A 21,764-nucleotide genomic window follows, 5' to 3' on the forward strand; every position below is an offset into this window, starting at 1 on the left:
GCAGCCGGAGAGTCGCAGCGAATCGATACGGCTCTCCGCGCACTGCATATTTGCCAACAAAAGGGGGGCAATCGCTATGCCCGAACAGAAGAACCCGGATGCGGGCGTGATGGAAAGCATCAATGAAAAATTGAAAACGATAGCCGAAAAGCTGGAAAAAACGCAAATTGCCGAGTATGTCGAGCTGTTGAATAGACCCAGAAGAATCATTTTCACGAACCTGTACGCGGGCATTGCCCGTGGCGTCGGCATCGCTATCGGCTTTACCGTCTTTGCCGCAGCGATCGTCTATTTTCTTCGATTGCTGGGAGCGCTCAATTTGCCCATTATCGGCGATTTTATCGCGGATATCGTCAAAATCGTACAAGTGCAGCTGGAAGGCCGGGCTTATTGATCGTTGCCTTCCATATCTCGATAGGGATCCGGCTCCAACAGCGGGTCCCCTTCGTTTTTCTCCATATATTCGCGGTATTGGCGATTTCTGACGACGGTTACGTGCTGACCGTAAAGATCGGTGGCAACGAAGCTTTCATAAGATTCCACGAAGCCTTCGTTCTCGTCCGCTTCCACGTACATGGAGTCGTAGTCGTGCACTTCGCGGTCTTCCGCCATGGCGGGACTATCGGAGTTGCCCCAGCTCTCTACGATTTGCCAGGCGTCTTCGCCGTCGAATTCCGTTTCCTCCGTCAGCTCGTCCACGCTCGTTCGGCCAAATGGCGGTGCCAGCAGCTGTTCTTCCACAGGCCGGCGTTGAGAAATTTCCCGGTCGGGAACATGGTCGAAGCAATATTCCGTTTCGGGTACCGCCTGCAATCGTTCGAACGGAATATTGCGACCGCAAATTGCGCATGTTCCGTACGTTCCTTCCTTCATTCTTTCCAACGCCTCCGTCACATCGGACAAATGGTGCTCCTCGTGCTCGTTTAGCGCAATGTCTTTGCCGCGCTCGAATACTTCGGAGCCCAGATCGGCGGGATGGTTATCGTAGGAGGAGAGCTCCCCGGTCGTAGCGCCGAGCGGGTCGGCGGAGCCGAAATGGTCGTTCTGCTGCAATCTGCGCTCCAAGGAGTTTTTCTCATGCTCCAACTGGTCGCGAAGCGCTGCTCGTTGCTCGCTCGTTAATGAGTTCACGCGAATGCAAGCTCCTTTCCGTTAGGCGAAGTCGTATAAGGTCGTACTTGTATCGTTTGCCACGGGCGCAAAATTATGAGAGCCATAATTTCCTTATATCGCCGCCGGGCGAAACGTTCGGCAGCCCGTTCCGTATTGGACGGGCATATGGCTGCTGTGCTACAATGCGAGTTGTCGGAACCAATTGTCAGGGAGGATTCCAATTGATTTATTACGTATACGCGCTTATCGTGTTTATCCTCGATCAAGTGACCAAAAGACTGATAGTCATCAACATGGAGGAGTACGAATCCCGGTCGATTATCGGCGAGTTTTTTCAATTGACGTCCCATCGGAACCGGGGGGCGGCTTTCGGCATTTTGCAGGACCAGAGGTGGTTTTTTATTAGCGTCACCTCGATCGTCCTCATCGGTATTGTATGGTATTTGCAGAAGCTGCGCGGCGACCGGTCCAAAAAGTTGCTGAAAGTGGCGCTAAGCTTGCTGCTCGGCGGTGCGGTAGGCAATTTTCTCGACAGGGCGCTCTTCGGGGAAGTAGTGGATTTCCTGCATTTCAATTTCGTATTCTCGATCTTCGGATGGGATGTCGATTACGATTTTGCCATATTCAATATTGCCGATTCCGGGATCGTAATCGGAGTCGGGCTTATTTTCCTGGACTCGCTGCTGACGTGGCGCAAAGAAAGAAGAGGAGTTATCCATGAGCAAGATCATGCCTAATGAGAACGAATTTGAAGAGCACGAGCAAGAAGGCATTCAGGAGTGGACCGTGCAGCGGGAGGAAGCCGGGGAGCGGATCGATAAATACGTTACCGAATCCGTGGAGGACGACATCTCGCGTTCCCAGATCCAGCTGTGGATCAAGAACGGAGATGTGACCGTTAACGGGAATGTCGTCAAGCCGAACTACAAGCTCGCGGCCGACGATAAAGTGGCGCTGGCCATACCCGATCCTGTCGAGGTCAACATCGCCCCGGAGGCGATTCCGCTTGATATCGTATATGAGGATTCCGACGTCATTGTCGTAAACAAGCCGCGGGGGATGGTCGTCCATCCGGCTCCCGGCCATTATTCCGGGACACTGGTCAACGCGCTGCTGCACCATTGCAAAGATTTGTCGGGCATTAACGGCACGCTCAGACCGGGTATCGTCCATCGGATCGACAAGGACACCTCCGGCCTGCTAATGGCCGCCAAAAACGATAAAGCCCATCTGTCGCTCGCGGCGCAGTTGAAAGCCCACACCGTAATGCGCAAATATATTGCCGTCGTGCACGACATTGTGGCCCACGATCAAGGTACGATCGATGCTCCGATCGGCCGGGACTTGAGCGACCGGAAAAAATACAGGGTCACCGATAAAAACAGCAAGCATGCCATAACCCACTTCCTGGTGCTGGACCGGCTCGCAGACTATACCGTGATGCAATTGAAGCTGGAGACGGGAAGAACGCATCAGATCCGCGTGCATATGAAATATATCGACCATCCGCTTGTCGGAGATCCGATGTACGGTCGCAGCAAAGGCAATCCGATCGACGGACAGGCGCTGCACGCTGGGGTTTTGGGCTTCGTTCACCCGACGAGCGGAGCTTACATGGAATTTGAATCCGCCCTGCCGGACGATATGAATCATTTGCTGGACGTGCTTAGGACGTTGTAAGGGGAGGAACCGTTTGTGGAGCATTTGGTCAATTCCGCGGTAACCGATATTCAAATTTCCGGCATCCGCAAAATTTCGAACCTTGTCGCCACCTATAAGGATGCGATTACGCTGACGATCGGCCAGCCGGATTTTCCGACGCCCGCCCATATCGTAGAAGCCGGAAAAAGGGCGTTGGATCAAAACAGGACGCTTTATACGCCGAATGCGGGTCTGCTCGAGCTTCGCCAGGCCGCAGCCCGCTTTGTCGGCAGCAAATACGGGCTATCGTACGATCCGGAGCAAGAGGTTATCGTTACGGCGGGAGCGAGCCAGGCGCTGGACATCTCGCTGCGCACGATTATCGCGCCGGGCAGCGAGGTCATAATCCCGGGGCCGATCTATCCCGGCTACGAGCCGATCGTTCGGTTATGCGGCGGAACGCCGGTATACGCCGACACGAGGGGAAATGGCTTCAAGCTGACTGCGGAGCTGTTGAAGCCGCTGCTGACCGATCGGACACGGGCTGTTATTTTATGCTATCCGTCCAACCCGACGGGGAGAGTGATGGCCGAGGAAGAGCTGAAGGCGGTTGCCGATCTGCTGCGAGGCATGCCGATTTTCGTCATATCCGACGAAATATACAGCGAGCTCGTATACGATACGCCTCACCGTTCCATCGCTGCATTGCCCGGCATGAAGGAACAGACGATCGTAATCAACGGGTTATCGAAGTCCCATTCGATGACCGGCTGGCGAATCGGGTTCACGTTCGCACCTTCCCATATAACGAAGCATATGGTGAAGGTGCACCAGTATAATGTGACTTGTGCAAGCTCGATCAGCCAATATGCCGGAATTGAAGCGTTGACGGCGGGTATAGACGATGCGGAGACGATGAAGAAGGAATATAAGGCGAGAAGAGACTTCGTCTACGATAAGCTTGGGCGGATCGGTCTGGAGGGCGAGAAGCCCGAAGGCGCTTTTTATTTGTTTCCGTCCATACGACGCTTCGGCTTGAGCTCGATCGATTTTACGATGAAGCTGTTGGAGGAAGAGCGGGTCGCGGTCGTACCGGGCGACGCCTTCTCCGTTTACGGAGAAGGGTATATCCGGATATCCTATGCATACTCCATGGAAGTGCTGGAGAAGGCGATGGATAAGCTGGAGTCGTTTGTCGGACGGCTCGGCTAATTTTTTTTCGAAAAAGTTTCCTTTGCCTGCAACATTTTCCCGGAATGCCACGTTCGATAAGTTGAAAACACATTCTGATGGAAGTAGGGGAAGTGAAACGATGAATATGGTGAAGAGCAAGAAGTGGCTGATTGCGGGAATAGCGGCAATGGCATTGACGACTGCGCTGTACGCGCAGAGCTTGCCGAGTATAGGCCCCGGTAAAGTGTATGCGGCCGAACAAGCGGCTGCGGCTCAGAAAAACGTCGTAACCGTTACCGGACAAGGCGAGATGACGATTTCGCCGGACGTAGCCTACGTGACGCTGGGAATCCGCACCGAGGCCGAGACGGCGAAGGATGCGCAGGCAGCCAACGCAACCGCTTACGAGAAGCTGCGCGACGTGCTGTTCAACCAGTACAAGCTGGCGGCCAAGGACGTGCAAACGAACGGCTTCCGCGTGCAGCCGGAATATTCGTACACCGAGCGGGATCCGAAAATTAAAGGCTACAGCGCCACGCAAACGCTGCAAGTGACGTACCGCGATCTTAACAATCTCGGCACGTTCCTCGACGCCGCATCCGCAGCCGGAGCCAACCAAATCGAAGGCGTCCGCTTCAGCACGGAGAAAGGTCAGGAATACGAGCTTCAGGTCATCGAGAAAGCGATGGACAATGCGAAGGCGAAAGCCGAAGCGATCGCCAAGTACGCGGGCAAGGAGCTGAAAGGAATCGTAGCGGTCAACCAAGGCGGCGGCGTCGCCGTTCCCGTGCAATACAGCAATATCGCCATGATGGAGAAGTCGGCAGCCATGGATGCAGCCGGGGGAACGAGCATCTCGACCGGCGAGCTGAAAGTGACGACGAACGTTACGGTTCAATACGAGTTTTAAACGATAAAATCGAGAAGAGCCTTGGTCCGAATCGCGGATCAAGGCTTTTTCGCTTACGGCTCCAGCGCGAGAAGCAGCGATTGGCGGGCGGCCTCCACCAATGGCCGATCTCCCTTGTCGTGACCGTATATAAGCTGGAACAGGTTGATATGGATACTTCTGTAGCGGGAGAGCAGGCGGGTCGGTTCATCGATTTTCCCATAGATCGAGAAGAAGCGGGTCCGGCCTTCGGGAGGCAAAAAGCCGTATACGAATCCGAGATCCGTCGCGCGATAGCCCATATGGACATCTCCCCAGTCTATAACCGACGACAGCTCGCCATGCCCGTCCGCCAATAAATTGCGGAAATGCAAATCTCCATGGACGAGGGCTTCCGCTTGCGGAGGCAGCGGACAACGATTGACATTCTCCAAAATGGGATTGAATGCGGCAGCGTCCCCCCATAAGCCTAACGCTACCGCTTTATCCCGATTCTCCATCGTTTTGGGCAACCGGACGGGGAAGTCGAATCGTCCGATTGTATCGTACGAGGCTCCGAGCTTCGCGGCTTGGTCCAGCGGAAAACGATGAAGCGACTTCACGAATTCCGCCAGACGTTCCACCGATAGCATCCGCTGTTCGAGAGATAACGTATACGCCGGTACACCATTGAGGAATCCGTACCCGACAAAAGGCCAAGGGAACTCGGGCGAGGCAGTTCCTTCGAAGATCGGCAAAGGAATATCGAGCGCGAGAGACGACCGTCCCAGCTCCGGCAGGAGGGTGCATTCGCGTTCCAGCAATTGGACGGCTATCGATCGTCGCGGGAAGCGAAAAACGTAACGCTCGTTGACGCGATACACCATGTTGTCGAAGCCTTCTCCGATCAGTTGCGCCCGCGCCGGTCGAAGCTCGGGGAATTGGATTTGAATAAGCTCTTGGGCTAACGACTCCGATACGAGCCGTTCCGCCGTCCACGGTTCCGTCATTATGTTCCAGTCCTTTGCAGTCGGTTGATTTGACAAAAAAGAAGGTTTTTCGGCACAAAAGCAGAATTATGGATAGTGGATTCGGATCTATTATACAGAAAAGGTGGAAGCAATGAAAAACAAATTGCAAGGCATGGTCATGGGATTGATCATCGGCGTGCTGCTGTCGATTACGGCGGCATATGCGACCGGGGCGGGTACGCAGATCGAGGTGTATTTCAAGGATTTGGTATTCAAGTTCGACGGGGTCGAGAAAAAGCCGGATCAGGAAAGCTTTATTTATAATGGCTCGACTTACGTACCGATCAGGTTCGTCAGCGAATCGCTCGGGATTCCGGTCAACTACAACGAGGGGACCAGTACGATTTCCATCGGAGCGCGTTATGCCGCTCCCCCCGCGATGACGATCGACAAGGAAAAGTCGTATCAGGCGATCGTCACGACGAATAAGGGCAGCTTTACGATCGAGCTGTTTGCCAAAGACGCGCCGAAAACCGTCAACAACTTTGTCTTTTTGGCGAACGAGCGCTATTATGAGGGCTCGCCTTTCCACCGCATTATCGAAAGCTTCGTAGCCCAGACCGGAGCGCCGGCGGGAACCTGGAGAGGAGAACTTGGCTATACGTTCGAGGACGAGTTGAACAACGGCCACAAATATGAACCGGGTATCGTGGCGATGGCCAATGCCGGGCCGAATACGAATGAGAGCCAATTTTTCATCTGCACGGGAAAAGAATGCGAATTTCTGAACAGCACCCCGAATTATTCGATTTTCGGCAAAGTAATCGGAGGGATGGATGTCGTCAGCACGATTGCATCCACTCCGGTTGAGAAGAACCAGTTTGGCGAAATGAGCAAGCCTAAGGAAGAGGTTACCGTACAACGAGTCGATATCGTAGTCAAATAATAAGACACTTGTTCGTATAAGGAAGGGCTGTCGTCCGAAATGATCCGGGATCGCGTCCTTTCGGCAGTGCGGAACAAGCAATTCCGTTATTTTTTGAGAAGGGAACTACGAGTTCCTCTATTGCCAGCGACAGGTGGAGGAACGGCACAAACGGAACGAAAAGTTCCTCTATTTGAGTAAATGACCTTCAAAGCGGTCCTCATACTGCCGGTAAAGGAACATATTGTTCCTCCCCCAATTTTGCGGCTCACCGAAGGGAAAGCGGAACTTTTTGTTCCGCTTATCTTATTTTTCTGAACCAAGAAAAACTTCCTCTATCGCGGTCGCTCATCTTTGAAATAAGTTCGATAGACGTAATTCATTATTACGGCTGTCGATTGTCAACGATAAGAGAAATATGCGCGAATAAGTATCGTTGCTTATTTAGTAACAGGTATAATATAGGTATTTACCGCGCTTTAATTTATGTTAAAATAAGGAATGACAGCGATTACATGACCACGTGATGGAGAAAGGAGGGAGATGATTTTATCCGGTGTCGTTCGGCCATGCCTTTAACGGATCAACAATCGCAGGGACGCGAAAGGAAATCAAAGGAGGAATAGCTCATGAAACGATCAAGCAAGCGAAACAAATGGACAACGCTCATACTGGCCGCGTGCCTGTCGCTCGGTCCCGCATCGGCTGTATCCGCATCTTCCAACGCATGGTACGATTCTTACGTCGCGGCGGAGAACAGTTTGGGCGGCAACTACTATACGAGCGACGACGGAGGGAGCTTGGCCTGGGGGGAAAGCTATATTTTGGAAAGCTATCTCGACTTGTACGGGCTGACGAAAAATACGGCTTGGCTCGATAAGTTCGCGACGCATGCGGATACGGTCATCGCTACGGCGGACGATATCGACAATGACGGTTATCGGGGCTGGAGCAGCTCCAGGTACAGCCCGACGGAGCTTGCCAATTGGGACTTCGAAACGGCCGCCAGCGGCGACAGCACATTGCCGGCGAGCTGGCTGCGTTTTCAATCGACAAGCTCCACCGCTCTACGGACGACCGACCATCCGACTCAGACAGCCGGCAGTTATGCGGTAGAGGTCCGTACCGAATCCACGGGGACGAAATGGCAAAGCCTGTACCAGCCGATGATCGCCTATGAGCCGGATACGTTGTACGTTTTGCAATTTTACGGCAAGACGAACGGCTCCGCCGCCAAAGGGCGCGCTTATTTGCGCGACAAGACGACGAATACGATTCTGTGCTCGGTTCCGTTCGAGAATACGAGCTGGGCGCTCCATACCGCCGAATGCCGCACCCCGGCCGCGACCGGTCACGTGCTGGAAGTGTGGCTCGGACATCAAACTTATACGGTGCCGGGCGGCAAAGCGTTTTTCGATAACGTGAAAATCAACGCCAAGCTGCCCTTTATGGTGCACGACGGGGTCATCGGCACGCCGATCGCCAAGTTCATCAAGCTGATTAGAGGCAATACGGCGCTCCAAAGCGCATATTTGACCAAAGCGAACGGCTACCTCGATTTTCTGGAGGACCATATCGTCCCGCGCTGGGAGAACAGCAGCTATATCGGCAACACGTGGACCGCGATCAATTCCACGACGGGGATGTATAAGCAGTCGGCCAACTTTGACGCCTTCTCGCACAGTTCGACTTGGACTTACTTACCCTACAATCAAGCTCTCGCTTACGTGAACATGCTCATGGTGCTGTACGAGTCGAACGGCAACCCGACGTACTTGGACAGGGCGAAGCGGACGGGCCAATATTTCAAAAACGCATTGACCACTAGCGGCACCGCCTATAATTGGAACTATGCGTACTACGCTTCGACGGTGGAGGATACGTCCCATGCGAACGTCGATCTGGGCTTCGTGCTGGACATGTACCGCAACGGTCAAATGTTCGCGGGAGCGGATATGGACAAGTTCGCGGATGCGCTGACCGAGGTGATGTGGAACGGCTCCACGACGGCACCGACATTGACGCACTACGTAAACGGAACCGGCGCGACCGATTTCAGCAAATATATGTCCAATTGGACGGAGCTGGCCCAGTTCGACAAACGTATATTTACGATCGCGTCCGAACAGTACAGGGGCTTTGCACCGACGAATACGGCCTATCTGCTAACCTTGGCGCGCATCATGAAGTGGGACCGTTCGAAAATCGTCAACCAGAGCTTCGAGATGACTGCGTCGACGGACTTGACGCAGCCCGCTCAATGGAACCGGGTCGGTTCGACGTCCGCTACCGCATATTTGGACACGGCGAACGCCTATGAAGGGAAATACGGCTTGACGATCAAGGCGCAAGGCTCAACCGCCCAACAGGCGAACCAGACGTGGGAAGGATGGCTGCCGTCGACCTCGTATACGCTTACGTTCGCAGGCAAAACGGACGGAACTGGCGCGGGCGGCAAAGTGTACGTGAAAAACGAGACGACCGGAACGATCGTCGCCAGTCTGTCTTTCAACGATACGGCTTGGACGCAGAAGACGCTCACGTTCACGTCACCGTCCGATTCGTCCCACGTGCTCCGCACCTACTTGACGAACGATAACGCAACCGTAACGAACGGCAAAGCGCACTTCGATACGATTAAAATGAAGGTCAGCTCCGACTCCTGGTAAAAAACTGTACTATAAGAAAAGAAGCGTCCTCCGCCGCTAGGGGCGGAACGCTTCTTTTTAATGTCCGTTATATCCGGTTTCTGAAAAAAAACGCCTTTGCGGCAAAAACCGGTAAGATGAGCTGGCGCCGCCAGCGCGAAGGATTGGACAACAGCCTGTACAGCCATTCGATGTTCAGCTTGATCCAAAATTCCGGAGCCCGCTTTACTTTGCCCGCGATGACGTCCAGACTCCCGCCGACGCCCATCACGATTTTGGCGTTCAACAGCGGTTTATTGCGGTATATCCATCGCTCGGCATGGGGGGCGCCCATCGCTACGATCAAAAAATCGGGGCTTGCGGCCATTATTTCCTCCACGATGGTTGATTCGCGTTCCTTGTCGAAGAAACCGTTATGACGTCCGGCGATTCGGATGCCCGGGTAACGTTCGGCTATCGTTTCGACCGCCTTGCGGCTCGTCTCCTCATCGGTACCGAGGAAGTAGAACGACCATTTGTCCCGATTGCCCTGCTCCAATAGACGCACCAGCATGTCGTAGCCGGTAACGCGCCCCGAGATGGGCTCGCCCTTCCATTTCGCGGCAAGCACGATCCCGATCCCGTCGGCGGTTACGATGCCGGCTTCGAGCAAAATTCGCTTCAACTGCTCGTCCTTGGAAGCCGACATGACGATTTCGGGGTTCGCGGTTACGACATGATACATGTCGCGCCGCTCGCCGTTTGCGATGCGGCTTAGGTGATGAATCGTTTCATCGTAGGTCATTTTGGATATGGGAACGCCCATTATGCTTACCCGATTCACGGCTGCTTGCGTTTGTGCCGCTTGGCTCATATCGACTCTCCTCCGGAATGGGTTTGGTCCGATTTCCAGCGGATGTACCGGGTGACCGTATCGATGGCGACCGGCATCGCCCGCTCGTCCGGCTCAAGCTTGGCATGATGGAGGCCGAACGGCGTATCGACCCCCAGCCAGAACATGAAGCCTGGAATGCGTTCGAGAAAATATCCGAAATCTTCGCCGGTCATCGCTTCCGGACATTCGACAAGCTTGGCGCTCGCGGATTCGTCAAGCCAGTCCATGAATTCTCGGGTAATCGCCTCGTCATTGTACACTTGCCTGTAGTTCGAGCCGTAATCGATAACGGCCTTGCACTCGAAAGCCGCTTCCGTTCCGCTAATCAGCGCTTCGATCCGTTTCTTGACGATATGCATCGTGTCCGCGGACAACGTGCGGATCGTGCCTTCGAGGCGGGCTTTCTCGGCGATGATGTTTTGCTTCGTGCCGCCTTCGATTTTGCCGACCGTAACGACTGCCGAATCGAGCGGGTTGATGTTGCGGGAGACGATCGACTGCAGCTGGACGAGCAGGTGGGCGGCGGCGACGACCATATCGTTGGCCCGATGGGGATAAGCGGCATGGCCGCCCTTGCCGATCAAATCGATAAATAGCTCGGACGTATTCGCGAATAAAATGCCCGGCCGTGTCGCGATCGTACCGACCTCATATTCGGGCGCGATATGCAGCGCTACGATCTGGTCGGGCATCCAGTCCCGGAGCTCCTCGCTTTCCAGCATCGGCTTCGCTCCACCGGGACCTTCCTCGGCCGGTTGGAAAATGACGACCAGATCGTCTTTCATTTCGTTCTCGACGAAATGGGTCAGTACGCCAAGGCCGATCGCCATATGCATATCATGACCGCACGCATGCATGAAGCCGGGATGCGTCGAACGAAATTCGTAGGAGGTGTCTTCCTCGATCGGTAAGCCGTCCATATCGGCACGATAGCCGAATACGCGATCGGGAGCGGATCCCTTTACCTTGACGAGAATGCCTGTTCGCCAAGTGCGGACCTCGATCCTTTGCTGCGGCAGCTCGGCAATGCGGTCGAGCAGGAAGCGCTGCGTTTTGAATTCCTGGAAGCCCGGCTCGGGAATGAGATGGAGCTGGCGGCGGAGCTCGACAAACGTTTGAATGGCCGTACTCATAGGACCTCCTTAATAATGAAGCCTGCAGCGGCTCGCTTGTGATGATCCCGATCGCGAAACGAAAGCCAGGGGAGGCCCCTGGCTCGTCGGTTCGATCGCTGGCTTACAGTTGGCGAAGCTCTTGCATAATTTCCGTCTTCGACTTCGTTTTCGCGTCGACTTTTTTGATTTCGCGCGCAGGAGTTCCGGCTACGACCGTATATTCGGGAACCTCCTGCGTGACAACGGCGCCGGCTGCCACGACGGAGCCTTTGCCGATGCGGACGCCTTCGAGAATAACGGCATTCGCGCCCACGAGCACGTCATCCTCGATGACGACAGGCTGCGCCGATGGCGGTTCGATAACGCCGGCTACGACCGAGCCTGCGCCGATGTGGCACATTTTGCCGATTTGCGCGCGTCCGCCTACTACGACGTTCATATCGATCATCGTACCGTCGCCGATCGACGCGCCGATGTTGATCGTGGAATTCATCATAATAACGGCATTGTCGCCGATCGTTACTTTGTCGCGGATGATCGCTCCCGGCTCGATGCGGGCGTTGATGCCTTTAAGGTCCAGCATCGGGATGGCGGAGTTGCGGCGGTCGTTCTCGATTTCGAAATCTTCGATAAGCGCTTTGTTCGATTCGAGCGCTTGGGCGATAGCCGGCCATTCCCCGAAGATGACGCCGCTCGTACCGGATACGAAGGCGCGGATATCGGAGCCGAATACGGCTTGCTCGAGCTTGCCTTTCACATATACTTTCACGGGCGTTTTTTTCGTGCTGTTTTTAATAAAATTGATCACTTCCATCGTGTTCATTTCGGACATGAGGATTGATTCTCCTTTGCGAATAACGTATAAACCTTTTATAGCATAAAAGAATGGGCCAAGCAATCCTGACCGGTGCGGTACGGTGCCGAATCGGACAAAGGAAACATGCCGGGAGCAACTTATAAAGGGAGAAATTGCCGGACGGGCTATTCCCGTTTGCCAAATAGAATGGCGGATAAAAGCGAATAGTAGTAAGACAAGACGAATCGACATCCTATCGAAATGAATTGACATCATTTGTCGAACGTGAGATAATCATCAGGAACTAAATAGTACCTTTAAGCTGGTCCCGTGAGGCTGGCAAGGTGGTCGACGAGAAAGTCGCAAGATCGTGACGGACATGCGTTTCACGAAGCTTGGCATGCGCGGAAGCAGGGGATAGTCCCCCATTTTCGCGGATGAAGTTTCGTGCGCTCCGATTCGGGATCGTACTCCTTGCCAATGGGTAAGGAGTTTTTTTGTACCCTTGCAAGCGACGAAAGTGTCAAAAAAGCATGGACTTCACTTTTTGGGGTGCAGTATGGGGTCCCCGAGAAGTACCCGGAATAAGCATCGAAGCATGGACTTCACTTTTTGGGGTAATGAGGGGGAGGGTTCACATATGAATCCGGAAAAGCTCGTCATCATGGACGAAACGGCAATCCGCCGCGCCCTGACGCGCATCGCGCACGAAATACTCGAAAAAAACAAAGGCGTAGGCGACAGCATCATGATCGGCATACGTACGAGAGGCATTTACTTTGCGAACCGGATCGCGGAGCGAATCCGCGAAATCGAAGGGGTCCCGGTACCGGTAGGGGAGCTCGACATTACTTCGTACCGGGACGATCGGGTCCGCATAAGCCCGGGCAGCGAGGCCCAATCGCTCAATGCTCCGGACATTCAGGACAAACGGGTTATATTGTGCGACGATGTGCTGTTCACGGGAAGGACGGTCCGGGCGGCGATGGACGCGCTGATCGATCTGGGACGCCCGAGAATGATCCAATTGGCCGTGCTGGTCGATCGGGGCCACCGGGAGCTGCCGATCCGGCCGGATTACGTAGGGAAAAACGTGCCCACCTCCAGATTGGAGCAGATCGAGGTCAGATTGAACGAAGTGGACCGAAACGACGAAGTCGTCATCATTCAGCAAAGGGGATAACGATATGACGCAAACGAACGTGGCATGCGACCGGCACCTGCTCGGGCTGAAGCAGCTCGACAAAGAAGAGATCGTAAGCATCCTCGACCGCGCCGCCCACTGGGAGAGGCAGCCGAATAAAGTAACGCATTTGCTCGAAGGCAAATTCGTCGCCAACATGTTTTTCGAGAACAGCACGCGGACCCGCTTCTCCTTCGAGGTAGCGGAGAAACGGCTGGGCGCTCAGGTTCTGAACTTTTCGGCCGCCGCCTCCAGCGTGGAGAAGGGCGAATCGATTTACGATACGGTGCGGACACTGGAATCGATGGGAATCGACGCGGGCGTCATCCGGATGAAGCCGATCGGCCTGCTGGCCGAGCTGGCCGAGAAAATCAAGGTGCCGCTGATCAACGCGGGAGACGGCAACAACGAGCATCCGACCCAGGCACTGCTCGATCTATATACGATGCGCAAATCGTTCGGCGAAATCAAAGGGCTGACCGTCTCGATTATCGGAGACATCATGCACAGCCGCGTGGCCAGGTCGAACCTGTGGGGGCTGCAGAAGCTCGGAGCGAACGTCAAGTTCTGCGCGCCCGACAATATGCGGTCCGAGGAATTGGGAGAGCACGCGCCTTACGTAGCCATCGAGGAGGCGCTGCAGGCGGACGTCGTCATGACGCTGAGGGTTCAGCTGGAACGGCATGACAAAGGGTTCATCCGGTCGGCCGAAGACTACCGCGAGCATTACGGGCTCACCGTAGAGCGCGCCGGCATGATGAAGCCGCATGCGATCATCATGCATCCCGCTCCGGTCAACCGCGGAGTCGAAATCGACGACGAATTGGTCGAGCACGAGAAATCGAAAATATTTACGCAAATGAGTCATGGAGTGCCGATCCGCATGGCGGTTATCGAACGGGCGCTGGCATAGATCAAACGTAAGCAGGATCAGGAGGCGAACCATGGGAACTTGGATCATTAACGGAAGCGTGCCGGTACGCGGGCAAAACCGGCTGGAGAAAAAGCACGTGCTTGTCGAGAACGGTAAAATCGCAGCTATCCTCGACGACGCTGCGGAAGGAGCTCCGGATACCGTCGGGCATGAGATCATCGACGCAGCCGGCAAGCTCTTGTCCGCGGGGTTTATCGATATGCACGTGCATTTGCGCGAGCCGGGATTCGAATATAAAGAAACGATTGCGACGGGAACGCGTTCGGCCGCCAGAGGCGGGTACACGACGATCGCCTGCATGCCGAATACGAGACCGGTCATCGACAAGGTCGAAACCGTCAACTACGTGCTGGACAAGGCGGAAACGGAAGGAATCGTACGGGTGCTGCCATACGGCTGCATTACGAAAAACCAGCTCGGCCGCGAGCTGACCGATTTCGCCGCGATGAAGGAAGCGGGCGTCGTCGGCTTTACGGATGACGGAGTAGGCGTGCAGAGCGCGCAGATGATGAAGGACGCGATGGCGCTCGCCGCCTCGATGAATATGCCGGTTATCGCGCATTGCGAAGACAACACGCTCGTCGAGGGGGGCTCGTTTACGGAAGGCGAGTTCGCCCGCAAAAACGGACTGAAGGGCATCCCGAACGAGTCGGAGGCGATCCACGTCGGCCGGGACATCCTGCTCGCGGAAGCGACCGGCGTACACTACCACGTTTGTCATGTCAGCGCCGAGCAATCGGTTCGGCTGATCCGGCACGGCAAACAGTTCGGGATCAAGGTCACCTCCGAGGTTTGCCCGCATCACCTGCTGTTGTCCGATGAAGATATTCCGGGGATGGACCCGAACTGGAAAATGAATCCGCCGCTGCGGACGCCGAAAGACGTCGAGGCGGTCATCGCCGGGCTGGAGGACGGCACGATCGACATTATCGTGACCGATCACGCTCCCCATAGCGAGGAAGAAAAAGCCCGGGACTTGCAGATGGCGCCGTTCGGCATCGTCGGATTCGAGACCGCGTTTCCTCTGCTGTACACCAAATTCGTACGCACCGGACGCTGGACGCTGGAGTTCCTGCTCGACCGGATGACGTCGAAGCCGGCGGAGCTGTTCGGATTGCCTTGGGGCATACTAGAGGTCGGCCGCGCCGCCGATTTGACGCTCGTCGATCTGGAGACCGAGAAAGCGGTCGATCCGGCGCAGTTTTTGAGCAAAGGACGCAATACGCCTTTCGCCGGCTGGAAGCTGTACGGTTGGCCGTCGCTTACGATGGTGGCGGGCAAGACGGTTTGGAGCGAATAACCTCCGAAAGTATAGATGGCAGAGCACGAGAGAAGCGACAGACACCGAAGCAAAGACTACCGGCAGCAAATCGATTGGAGGAATGAAGAGGATGCAAGCTAGATTATTATTGGAAGACGGCACGCTTTTCACCGGCAAGGCGTTCGGCAGCGAAGGCGAATCGACCGGCGAAGTCGTGTTCAACACCGGGATGACCGGTTATCAGGAAGTATTGTCCGATCCGTCCTACTGCGGGCAAATCGTTACGATGACCTATCCGCTCATCGGCAACTACGGGATTACGAGGGACGATTTCGAATCGATCCGCCCGTTCATTCACGGGTTCGTCGTGCGCGAGCATGAAGAGGTGCCCAGCAACTGGCGCACCCAATATACGATCGACAGCCTTTTGAAAGAATACGGAATCGTGGGCATCAGCGGCATCGATACCCGGATGCTGACCCGGATTATCCGGCACCACGGCGTTATGAAGGGGATGCTTACCACCTCGAACCGGCCGGTGGAAGACATGCTGGAGCAATTGAAGGCGACCCGCCTCATTACCGACCAGGTATCCCGAGTTTCCACCAAAAGCGTATTCGGCTGCCCGGGAACGAAGGAGCGCGTCGTGCTCGTCGATTACGGCGCAAAGAGCGGTATCATTCGCGACTTGACGAAACGCGGCTGCGACGTCGTCGTCGTCCCTCACGATGCGACCGCCGACCAGATCCGCCGGCTCAATCCGGACGGTATTCTGCTGTCCAACGGACCCGGGGATCCGAAAGACGTACCGCACGCGGCCGGCATCATTGCCGAACTGCTCGGCGAATATCCGATCTTCGGAATTTGCCTAGGACACCAGCTGTTCGCGCTCGCTTGCGGCGCGGATACGGAGAAGCTGAAATTCGGCCACCGCGGCGGCAACCATCCGGTCAAGGACCTGATCTCCAACCGCTGCTACATTACATCGCAAAACCACGGCTATACGGTGAAGGAAGAATCGATTTCCGGTACCGATCTGATCGTGACGCATATCAACAACAACGACAAAACGATCGAAGGCCTGAAACATAAGACGCACCCGGCATTCTCGGTGCAGTACCATCCGGAGGCGGCTCCGGGACCGTTCGACTCGAGCTACTTGTTCGACGACTTCATCACGATGATCCACAGCTTCAAGGAACAAAATCCTCGCGCGCCGAGACAGGCTGAAATCGTAGCCGCGCGCGGAGGCTCGTCCGCATCGCAACGGAAAGGGGAACTCGCATATGCCAAAAAATAAATCGCTGAAAAAAATACTCGTCATCGGCTCCGGACCGATCGTCATCGGTCAGGCCGCAGAGTTCGACTATGCCGGAACGCAAGCGTGCGAGGCTTTGAAAGAGGAAGGCATGGAGGTTGTCCTGATCAACAGCAACCCGGCTACCATTATGACCGACACGAATATGGCCGACAAAGTATACATCGAACCGATTACGCTGGAATTCGTCTCGCAAATCATTCGCCAGGAAAAGCCCGACGGCTTGCTGCCGACGCTCGGCGGTCAAACCGGCCTGAACATGGCGGTCGCTTTGGCGAAAGCGGGCGTGCTCGAGAAAGAGAACGTAAAGCTGCTAGGCACGCAGCTCACTTCGATCGAGAAAGCGGAAGACCGCGACCTGTTCCGCGATTTGATGCGCGAGCTCGAGCAGCCGGTACCGGCGAGCGTTATCGTTACGACGGTTCCGCAAGCGGTGGATTTCGCCAATGAGATCGGCTACCCGATCATCGTCCGCCCGGCTTACACGCTTGGCGGTACGGGCGGCGGCATCTGCAACACCGAAGAAGAGCTGGTCGAAATCGTAGCTTCGGGCTTGCGTTACAGCCCGATCGGGCAATGTCTGGTAGAGCGCAGCATCGCCGGCATGAAGGAAGTCGAGTACGAAGTGATGCGCGACGCCAACGACAACTGTATCGTCGTCTGCAACATGGAGAACTTCGACCCGGTAGGCGTTCATACGGGCGACAGCATCGTCGTGGCGCCTAGCCAAACGTTGTCCGACCGCGAGTATCAAATGCTCCGCTCCGCATCGTTGAAAATTATCCGTGCGCTGAACATCGAGGGCGGCTGCAACGTACAGTTCGCACTGGATCCGCACAGCTTCCAATATTACGTAATTGAAGTAAATCCGCGCGTAAGCCGGTCTTCGGCGCTCGCCTCGAAAGCGACCGGTTATCCGATCGCCAAAATGGCGGCCAAAATCGCCATCGGCTACACGCTCGACGAGCTGGTCAACCCGGTAACCGGACAAACGTATGCTTGCTTCGAGCCTACGCTCGACTACATCGTATCGAAAATTCCGCGCTGGCCGTTCGATAAATTTACGAGCGCCAACCGCAAGCTCGGCACGCAAATGAAAGCGACCGGCGAAGTCATGGCCATCGGCCGTACGTTCGAAGAGTCGATCCATAAAGCGATCCGCTCGCTGGAAATCGGCGTGCACCGCTTGTTCCTGAAAGGCACCGACCTGCTGGATACCGATACGCTGGAATCGCGTCTGCGCAAGCCGGACGACGAGCGGCTGTTCCTGATCGCCGAAGCGTACCGCAGAGGCTACACCCTCCAGCAAATCCAGGACTTGACCAGCATCGACTGGTGGTTCCTCGGCAAGCTGGAAGGACTTCTTCAGTTCGAATCGCAGCTGGAAGGCGAGCTGACGAAGGAACTGCTGCTCGAGGCGAAGCGCAAAGGATTCACCGACCGCGCCATCGCCGAAGTGCGTACTCTGGCCGGAGCGGACTCCTTTACGAAGGAAGCCGACATTCGCACATACCGTTTGCAGCAAAACGTCGTTCCGGTTTATAAAATGGTCGATACTTGCGCCGCGGAGTTCGAAGCTACGACGCCTTACTACTACTCGACCTACGAAACCGAAGACGAAGTGCTCGAAACGAAGAAGGAGAAAGTCGTCGTTCTGGGCTCCGGTCCGATCCGGATCGGACAAGGGATCGAGTTCGACTACTCTACGGTCCATGCGGTTTGGGCGATCCAAGCGGCCGGCTATGAAGCGGTCATTATCAACAACAACCCGGAAACCGTATCGACCGACTTCAGCACGTCCGATCGTCTATACTTCGAGCCGTTGTTCTTCGAAGACGTGATGAACGTGATCGAGCGCGAGAAGCCGATCGGAGTCATCGTACAATTCGGCGGCCAAACGGCCATCAACCTGGCGGCTCCGCTGACCAAAGCCGGCGTGCGCATTCTCGGCAGCAGCCTGGAAAGCATCGACATGGCCGAAGACCGCAAAAAATTCGAAGCGCTGCTGCGCCAGTTGGACGTAGCCCAGCCTCCGGGCGGTACCGTCACTTCGGTAGACCAAGCGGTCGGTACGGCATCGCAATTCGGATACCCGGTTCTCGTTCGCCCGTCATACGTGCTGGGCGGCCGTGCGATGGAAATCGTATATTCCGATTCCGAACTGCTCAGCTACATGGAATATGCGGTCAAAATCAACCCGGAGCACCCGGTTCTGATCGACCGTTACATGCTGGGCAAGGAAGTGGAAGTCGACGCGATCTGCGATAAGGAAACGGTGCTTATCCCCGGCATTATGGAGCATGTCGAGCGCGCAGGGGTTCACTCCGGCGACTCGATCTCGGTCTACCCGCCGCAGACGATATCCGAAGAGCTGAAGCAGAAAATCGTCAACATTACGATGAAAATCGCTCGTGCGCTCGAAGTGGTCGGTCTCGTGAACATCCAATTCGTCATCTACAAGGACGAAGTGTACGTAATCGAGGTCAATCCGCGCTCGTCCCGGACGGTTCCGTTCCTGAGCAAAGTAACGAACGTGCCGATGGCCAATGTCGCAACCCGCGTCATTATGGGACAAAAGCTGAAGGATATGGGCTACGACAACGGCTTGTGGCCGGAGGACGACCACGTCTCCGTCAAGGTGCCGGTGTTCTCGTTCGCCAAGCTGCGCCGCGTCGAGCCTACGCTCGGTCCGGAAATGAAATCTACGGGCGAGGTAATGGGACGCGATCTTACTTTCGCCAAAGCGTTGTATAAAGGCTTTATCGGCTCCGGCATGAAAATTCCGCCGACCGGCGCGCTGATCGCGACGATAGCCGACAAAGACAAAGAGGAAGCGATCGAGCTGTTCCGCGGATTTTTCGATCTCGGCTACAAAATCGTCGCTACCGGCGGTACGGCAGATGCGCTCGAGAAAGCAGGCTTGCGCGTGGAACGGGTCAACAAGCTGAGCGAAGGCTCGCCGAACATCCTCGACCTGATCCGCAACGGCGAGGCGCACTTCGTCGTCAACACGCTGACGAAGGGCAAGACACCGGAGCGCGACGGCTTCCGTATCCGCCGCGAGGCGGTCGAAAACGGCGTCGTTTGTATGACGTCGCTCGATACGGTGCGAGCTCTGCTGCACGTGCTAAATACGATCAACTTCTCGTCGCGCGCGATGCCGTCCGGTATTCTCACCGCGGCAGGGAAGTAATCGCAATCGAATATAGTAATCCAAAGTGGCCGGTTTCCCGACAAAGCAATCTTGTCGGAGACCGGCTGTCATTTGACCACATATCCGTCAAGGAGGGCTTCGGCTTATGAAAACGACAAGCAGTCCGGTAGAGCGGATCATCGTCGCTCTCGATTTTCCCGATTCACGAGGGGCGGAACGACTGCTCAAGCAGCTGGAAGGCATTCCCTGCTACATGAAAGTAGGAATGGAGCTATTCTATGCGGCAGGGCCGCAGTTCGTCGTCAGGCTGAAGGAAGCGGGCTACAACGTATTTCTCGATCTGAAGCTCCACGACATTCCGAACACGGTGAAAGGCGGATCGGCCAGCGTTACACGGCTTGGCGTCGACATGTTCAACGTTCACGCCGCGGGCGGACGGGCGATGATGGAGGCGGCTCGCGAAGGCGTCGAGCAGGCGATGTCCGGACGTGCCGGCGCGGCCAAGCCGCTTTTGATCGGCGTTACGCAGCTGACGAGTACGAGCCAGCCGGTGTTGAACGACGAGATCGGCATTGCCGGGCCGATCGAGGAAGCGGTGCTTCGTTATGCGGCGATGGCCAAGCAATCCGGGCTGGACGGCGTCGTCGCCTCGCCGCTCGAAGTGACCCGCATCAAGGAACGCTGCGGCGATTCGTTCGCCACCGTCACGCCGGGTATCCGGCCGGCCGGCTCGGCGATCGGGGACCAGTCCCGCGTCATGACTCCGCAGGAGGCGTTTGCCCAAGGGACGGATTACATCGTGATCGGACGTCCGGTTACGGGGGCGGCAGATCCGCGGCAAGCGCTCGAACAAATCGTCGAATCGATAACCGTATAAGGAGAGGATCATTCCCATGACATTGCGATATTTGGACGAACAAATTTCCGAAGCTTTGCTTGAAATCGGCGCGGTCAGCCTGCGCCCGAGACAGCCGTTTACTTGGACGTCGGGTATGAAGTCCCCCATTTATTGCGACAATCGGATCACGATCTCGCACCCTTCGGTCCGCGATTTGATCGCGCTCGGCTTCGCCGAAATGATCCGCGAGAAGTATCCCGATGCTGAGGTGCTTGCGGGCATCGCGACCGGCGGGATTCCTCACGCGGCTTTCGTCGCGCAAAAGCTGAATTTGCCGATGATTTACGTCCGCGACAAGGCGAAGGGGCATGGCAAAGAAAATGTGATCGAAGGCGTCGTGAAGCCGGGACAAAAGGTCGTCATGATCGAGGACCTGTTCTCCACGGGCGGCAGCTCGGTCAAAGCGGCTCAGGCGGTGCGCGACTCGGGAGCCGAGGTGCTCGGCATTATCGCCATCTTCAGCTATCAGCTGGACAAGGCGTCCAAAAATTTCAACGAGGCGGGCTTCGCATTCGATTCGTTGTCCAACTACTCTGCGCTAATCGACGTGTCCGTGAAGCTGGGCAAAATTCCGGCGGAAGACGTGGATCTGCTGCAATCGTGGCGGACGAATCCGGACGGTTACGGGGTGTAGGAAGCTAATCTAATAGAAACAGAAAATCGGCCGTATGCGATAACGACTTGAACAGTCGAACGCATACGGTCTTTTCATTGAAGAAATATTTCAGGAACGATAGCCGAATGAGCTTGGCGTACGTTCGCAGAGGCGCGGATGGTTATTGCCCGGGTGTCGTGCCCGGGCTACTTTTTCACGGCAGTGTTATTCGATACGGATGCGCATACATGGCATCTGAGATGAGGAGTGAGGGCTCGTCGCCATTGCCGGCACGTA

The 21,764-nt window shown here is 55.6% G+C and carries 19 protein-coding genes; 14 read left to right on the top strand and 5 right to left on the bottom strand.

All coding sequences use genetic code 11. The features are described from left to right. Positions 1–109 precede the first annotated feature (109 nt). Positions 110–394, top strand: coding sequence for a DUF5665 domain-containing protein (locus FE784_RS10295; RefSeq protein WP_246131980.1), 285 nt, complete (start codon positions 110–112; stop codon positions 392–394). Here FE784_RS10295 and FE784_RS10300 read toward each other — a convergent pair. Next, positions 388–1,131 (bottom strand): TraR/DksA C4-type zinc finger protein, encoded by a 744-nt coding sequence (locus FE784_RS10300; protein WP_139602115.1) that lies wholly within the window; start codon positions 1,129–1,131, stop codon positions 388–390. The genes FE784_RS10295 and FE784_RS10300 overlap by 7 nt on opposite strands. A gap of 203 nt (positions 1,132–1,334) precedes the next feature. Here FE784_RS10300 and lspA point away from each other — a divergent pair, with 203 nt between their 5' ends. From lspA to FE784_RS10320, 4 genes are all read left to right on the top strand, one after another. Beyond that, positions 1,335–1,850 (top strand): signal peptidase II, encoded by a 516-nt coding sequence (gene lspA, locus FE784_RS10305; protein ID WP_139602116.1) that lies wholly within the window; start codon positions 1,335–1,337, stop codon positions 1,848–1,850. Further along, positions 1,831–2,793 (top strand): RluA family pseudouridine synthase, encoded by a 963-nt coding sequence (locus FE784_RS10310; protein ID WP_139602117.1) that lies wholly within the window; start codon positions 1,831–1,833, stop codon positions 2,791–2,793. The genes lspA and FE784_RS10310 overlap by 20 nt, the downstream gene beginning before the upstream one ends. 15 nt (positions 2,794–2,808) lie before the next feature. Beyond that, the gene (locus FE784_RS10315; RefSeq protein WP_139602118.1) at positions 2,809–3,966 is read left to right on the top strand and encodes an aminotransferase A; all 1,158 of its coding nucleotides are present in this window, start codon (positions 2,809–2,811) and stop codon (positions 3,964–3,966) included. Between the two features lie 100 nt (positions 3,967–4,066). Then, positions 4,067–4,837, top strand: coding sequence for an SIMPL domain-containing protein (locus tag FE784_RS10320; protein WP_176706100.1), 771 nt, complete (start codon positions 4,067–4,069; stop codon positions 4,835–4,837). A gap of 53 nt (positions 4,838–4,890) precedes the next feature. Here the strand turns inward: FE784_RS10320 and FE784_RS10325 are convergent, their stop codons facing one another. After that, the gene (locus FE784_RS10325; RefSeq protein WP_139602120.1) at positions 4,891–5,805 is read right to left on the bottom strand and encodes a phosphotransferase; all 915 of its coding nucleotides are present in this window, start codon (positions 5,803–5,805) and stop codon (positions 4,891–4,893) included. A gap of 112 nt (positions 5,806–5,917) precedes the next feature. On the opposite strand from FE784_RS10325, the gene FE784_RS10330 reads away from it, so the two are divergent. Next, positions 5,918–6,712: a peptidylprolyl isomerase gene (locus FE784_RS10330; protein WP_139602121.1), complete on the top strand. Its 795-nt coding sequence runs from the start codon at positions 5,918–5,920 to the stop codon at positions 6,710–6,712. A 608-nt stretch (positions 6,713–7,320) separates the two neighbouring features. Beyond that, on the top strand, positions 7,321–9,360 hold the full coding sequence (locus FE784_RS10335) for a hypothetical protein (protein WP_139602122.1): 2,040 nt from the start codon (positions 7,321–7,323) through the stop codon (positions 9,358–9,360). A gap of 67 nt (positions 9,361–9,427) precedes the next feature. Here the strand turns inward: FE784_RS10335 and FE784_RS10340 are convergent, their stop codons facing one another. The 3 genes from FE784_RS10340 to dapD form a co-directional block, all read right to left on the bottom strand. Further along, positions 9,428–10,192 carry a WecB/TagA/CpsF family glycosyltransferase gene (locus FE784_RS10340; protein WP_139602123.1) on the bottom strand — a complete coding sequence of 255 codons (765 nt, stop codon included), beginning with the start codon at positions 10,190–10,192 and terminating at the stop codon, positions 9,428–9,430. Beyond that, on the bottom strand, positions 10,189–11,346 hold the full coding sequence (locus FE784_RS10345) for an N-acetyldiaminopimelate deacetylase (RefSeq protein ID WP_139602124.1): 1,158 nt from the start codon (positions 11,344–11,346) through the stop codon (positions 10,189–10,191). The genes FE784_RS10340 and FE784_RS10345 overlap by 4 nt, the downstream gene beginning before the upstream one ends. A gap of 103 nt (positions 11,347–11,449) precedes the next feature. Continuing rightward, on the bottom strand, positions 11,450–12,160 hold the full coding sequence (gene dapD, locus FE784_RS10350; protein WP_139602125.1) for a 2,3,4,5-tetrahydropyridine-2,6-dicarboxylate N-acetyltransferase: 711 nt from the start codon (positions 12,158–12,160) through the stop codon (positions 11,450–11,452). A 604-nt stretch (positions 12,161–12,764) separates the two neighbouring features. Here dapD and pyrR point away from each other — a divergent pair. The 7 genes from pyrR to pyrE all read left to right on the top strand — a co-directional run bounded on the left by pyrR (position 12,765) and on the right by pyrE (position 21,506). Continuing rightward, positions 12,765–13,307 carry a bifunctional pyr operon transcriptional regulator/uracil phosphoribosyltransferase PyrR gene (gene pyrR, locus FE784_RS10355; RefSeq protein WP_139602126.1) on the top strand — a complete coding sequence of 181 codons (543 nt, stop codon included), beginning with the start codon at positions 12,765–12,767 and terminating at the stop codon, positions 13,305–13,307. A 4-nt stretch (positions 13,308–13,311) separates the two neighbouring features. Further along, positions 13,312–14,220, top strand: a complete 909-nt coding sequence (locus FE784_RS10360) for an aspartate carbamoyltransferase catalytic subunit (RefSeq protein WP_139602127.1) — start codon at positions 13,312–13,314, stop codon at positions 14,218–14,220. 31 nt (positions 14,221–14,251) lie between these two features. Then, entirely contained in the window at positions 14,252–15,541 is a 1,290-nt protein-coding gene (locus tag FE784_RS10365) for a dihydroorotase (protein WP_139602128.1), read from the top strand. Positions 15,542–15,632: 91 nt separating this feature from the next. Beyond that, complete coding sequence (locus tag FE784_RS10370) at positions 15,633–16,802, top strand: carbamoyl phosphate synthase small subunit (RefSeq protein WP_139602129.1); 1,170 nt, start codon at positions 15,633–15,635, stop codon at positions 16,800–16,802. Further along, a complete protein-coding gene (carB, locus tag FE784_RS10375) occupies positions 16,789–20,013 on the top strand; it encodes a carbamoyl-phosphate synthase large subunit (protein WP_139602130.1) in 3,225 nt (1,074 codons plus the stop codon). Before FE784_RS10370 ends, carB begins: the two co-directional genes overlap by 14 nt. Before the next feature lie 106 nt (positions 20,014–20,119). Next, on the top strand, positions 20,120–20,851 hold the full coding sequence (gene pyrF / locus FE784_RS10380) for an orotidine-5'-phosphate decarboxylase (RefSeq protein WP_139602131.1): 732 nt from the start codon (positions 20,120–20,122) through the stop codon (positions 20,849–20,851). A gap of 16 nt (positions 20,852–20,867) precedes the next feature. Next, positions 20,868–21,506, top strand: a complete 639-nt coding sequence (gene pyrE / locus FE784_RS10385; RefSeq protein WP_139602132.1) for an orotate phosphoribosyltransferase — start codon at positions 20,868–20,870, stop codon at positions 21,504–21,506. The last annotated feature ends 258 nt before the right edge of the window (positions 21,507–21,764 follow it).

This window comes from Paenibacillus hemerocallicola (assembly GCF_006265175.1).
Classification (GTDB): Bacteria; Bacillota; Bacilli; order Paenibacillales; family NBRC-103111; genus Paenibacillus_AB; species Paenibacillus_AB hemerocallicola.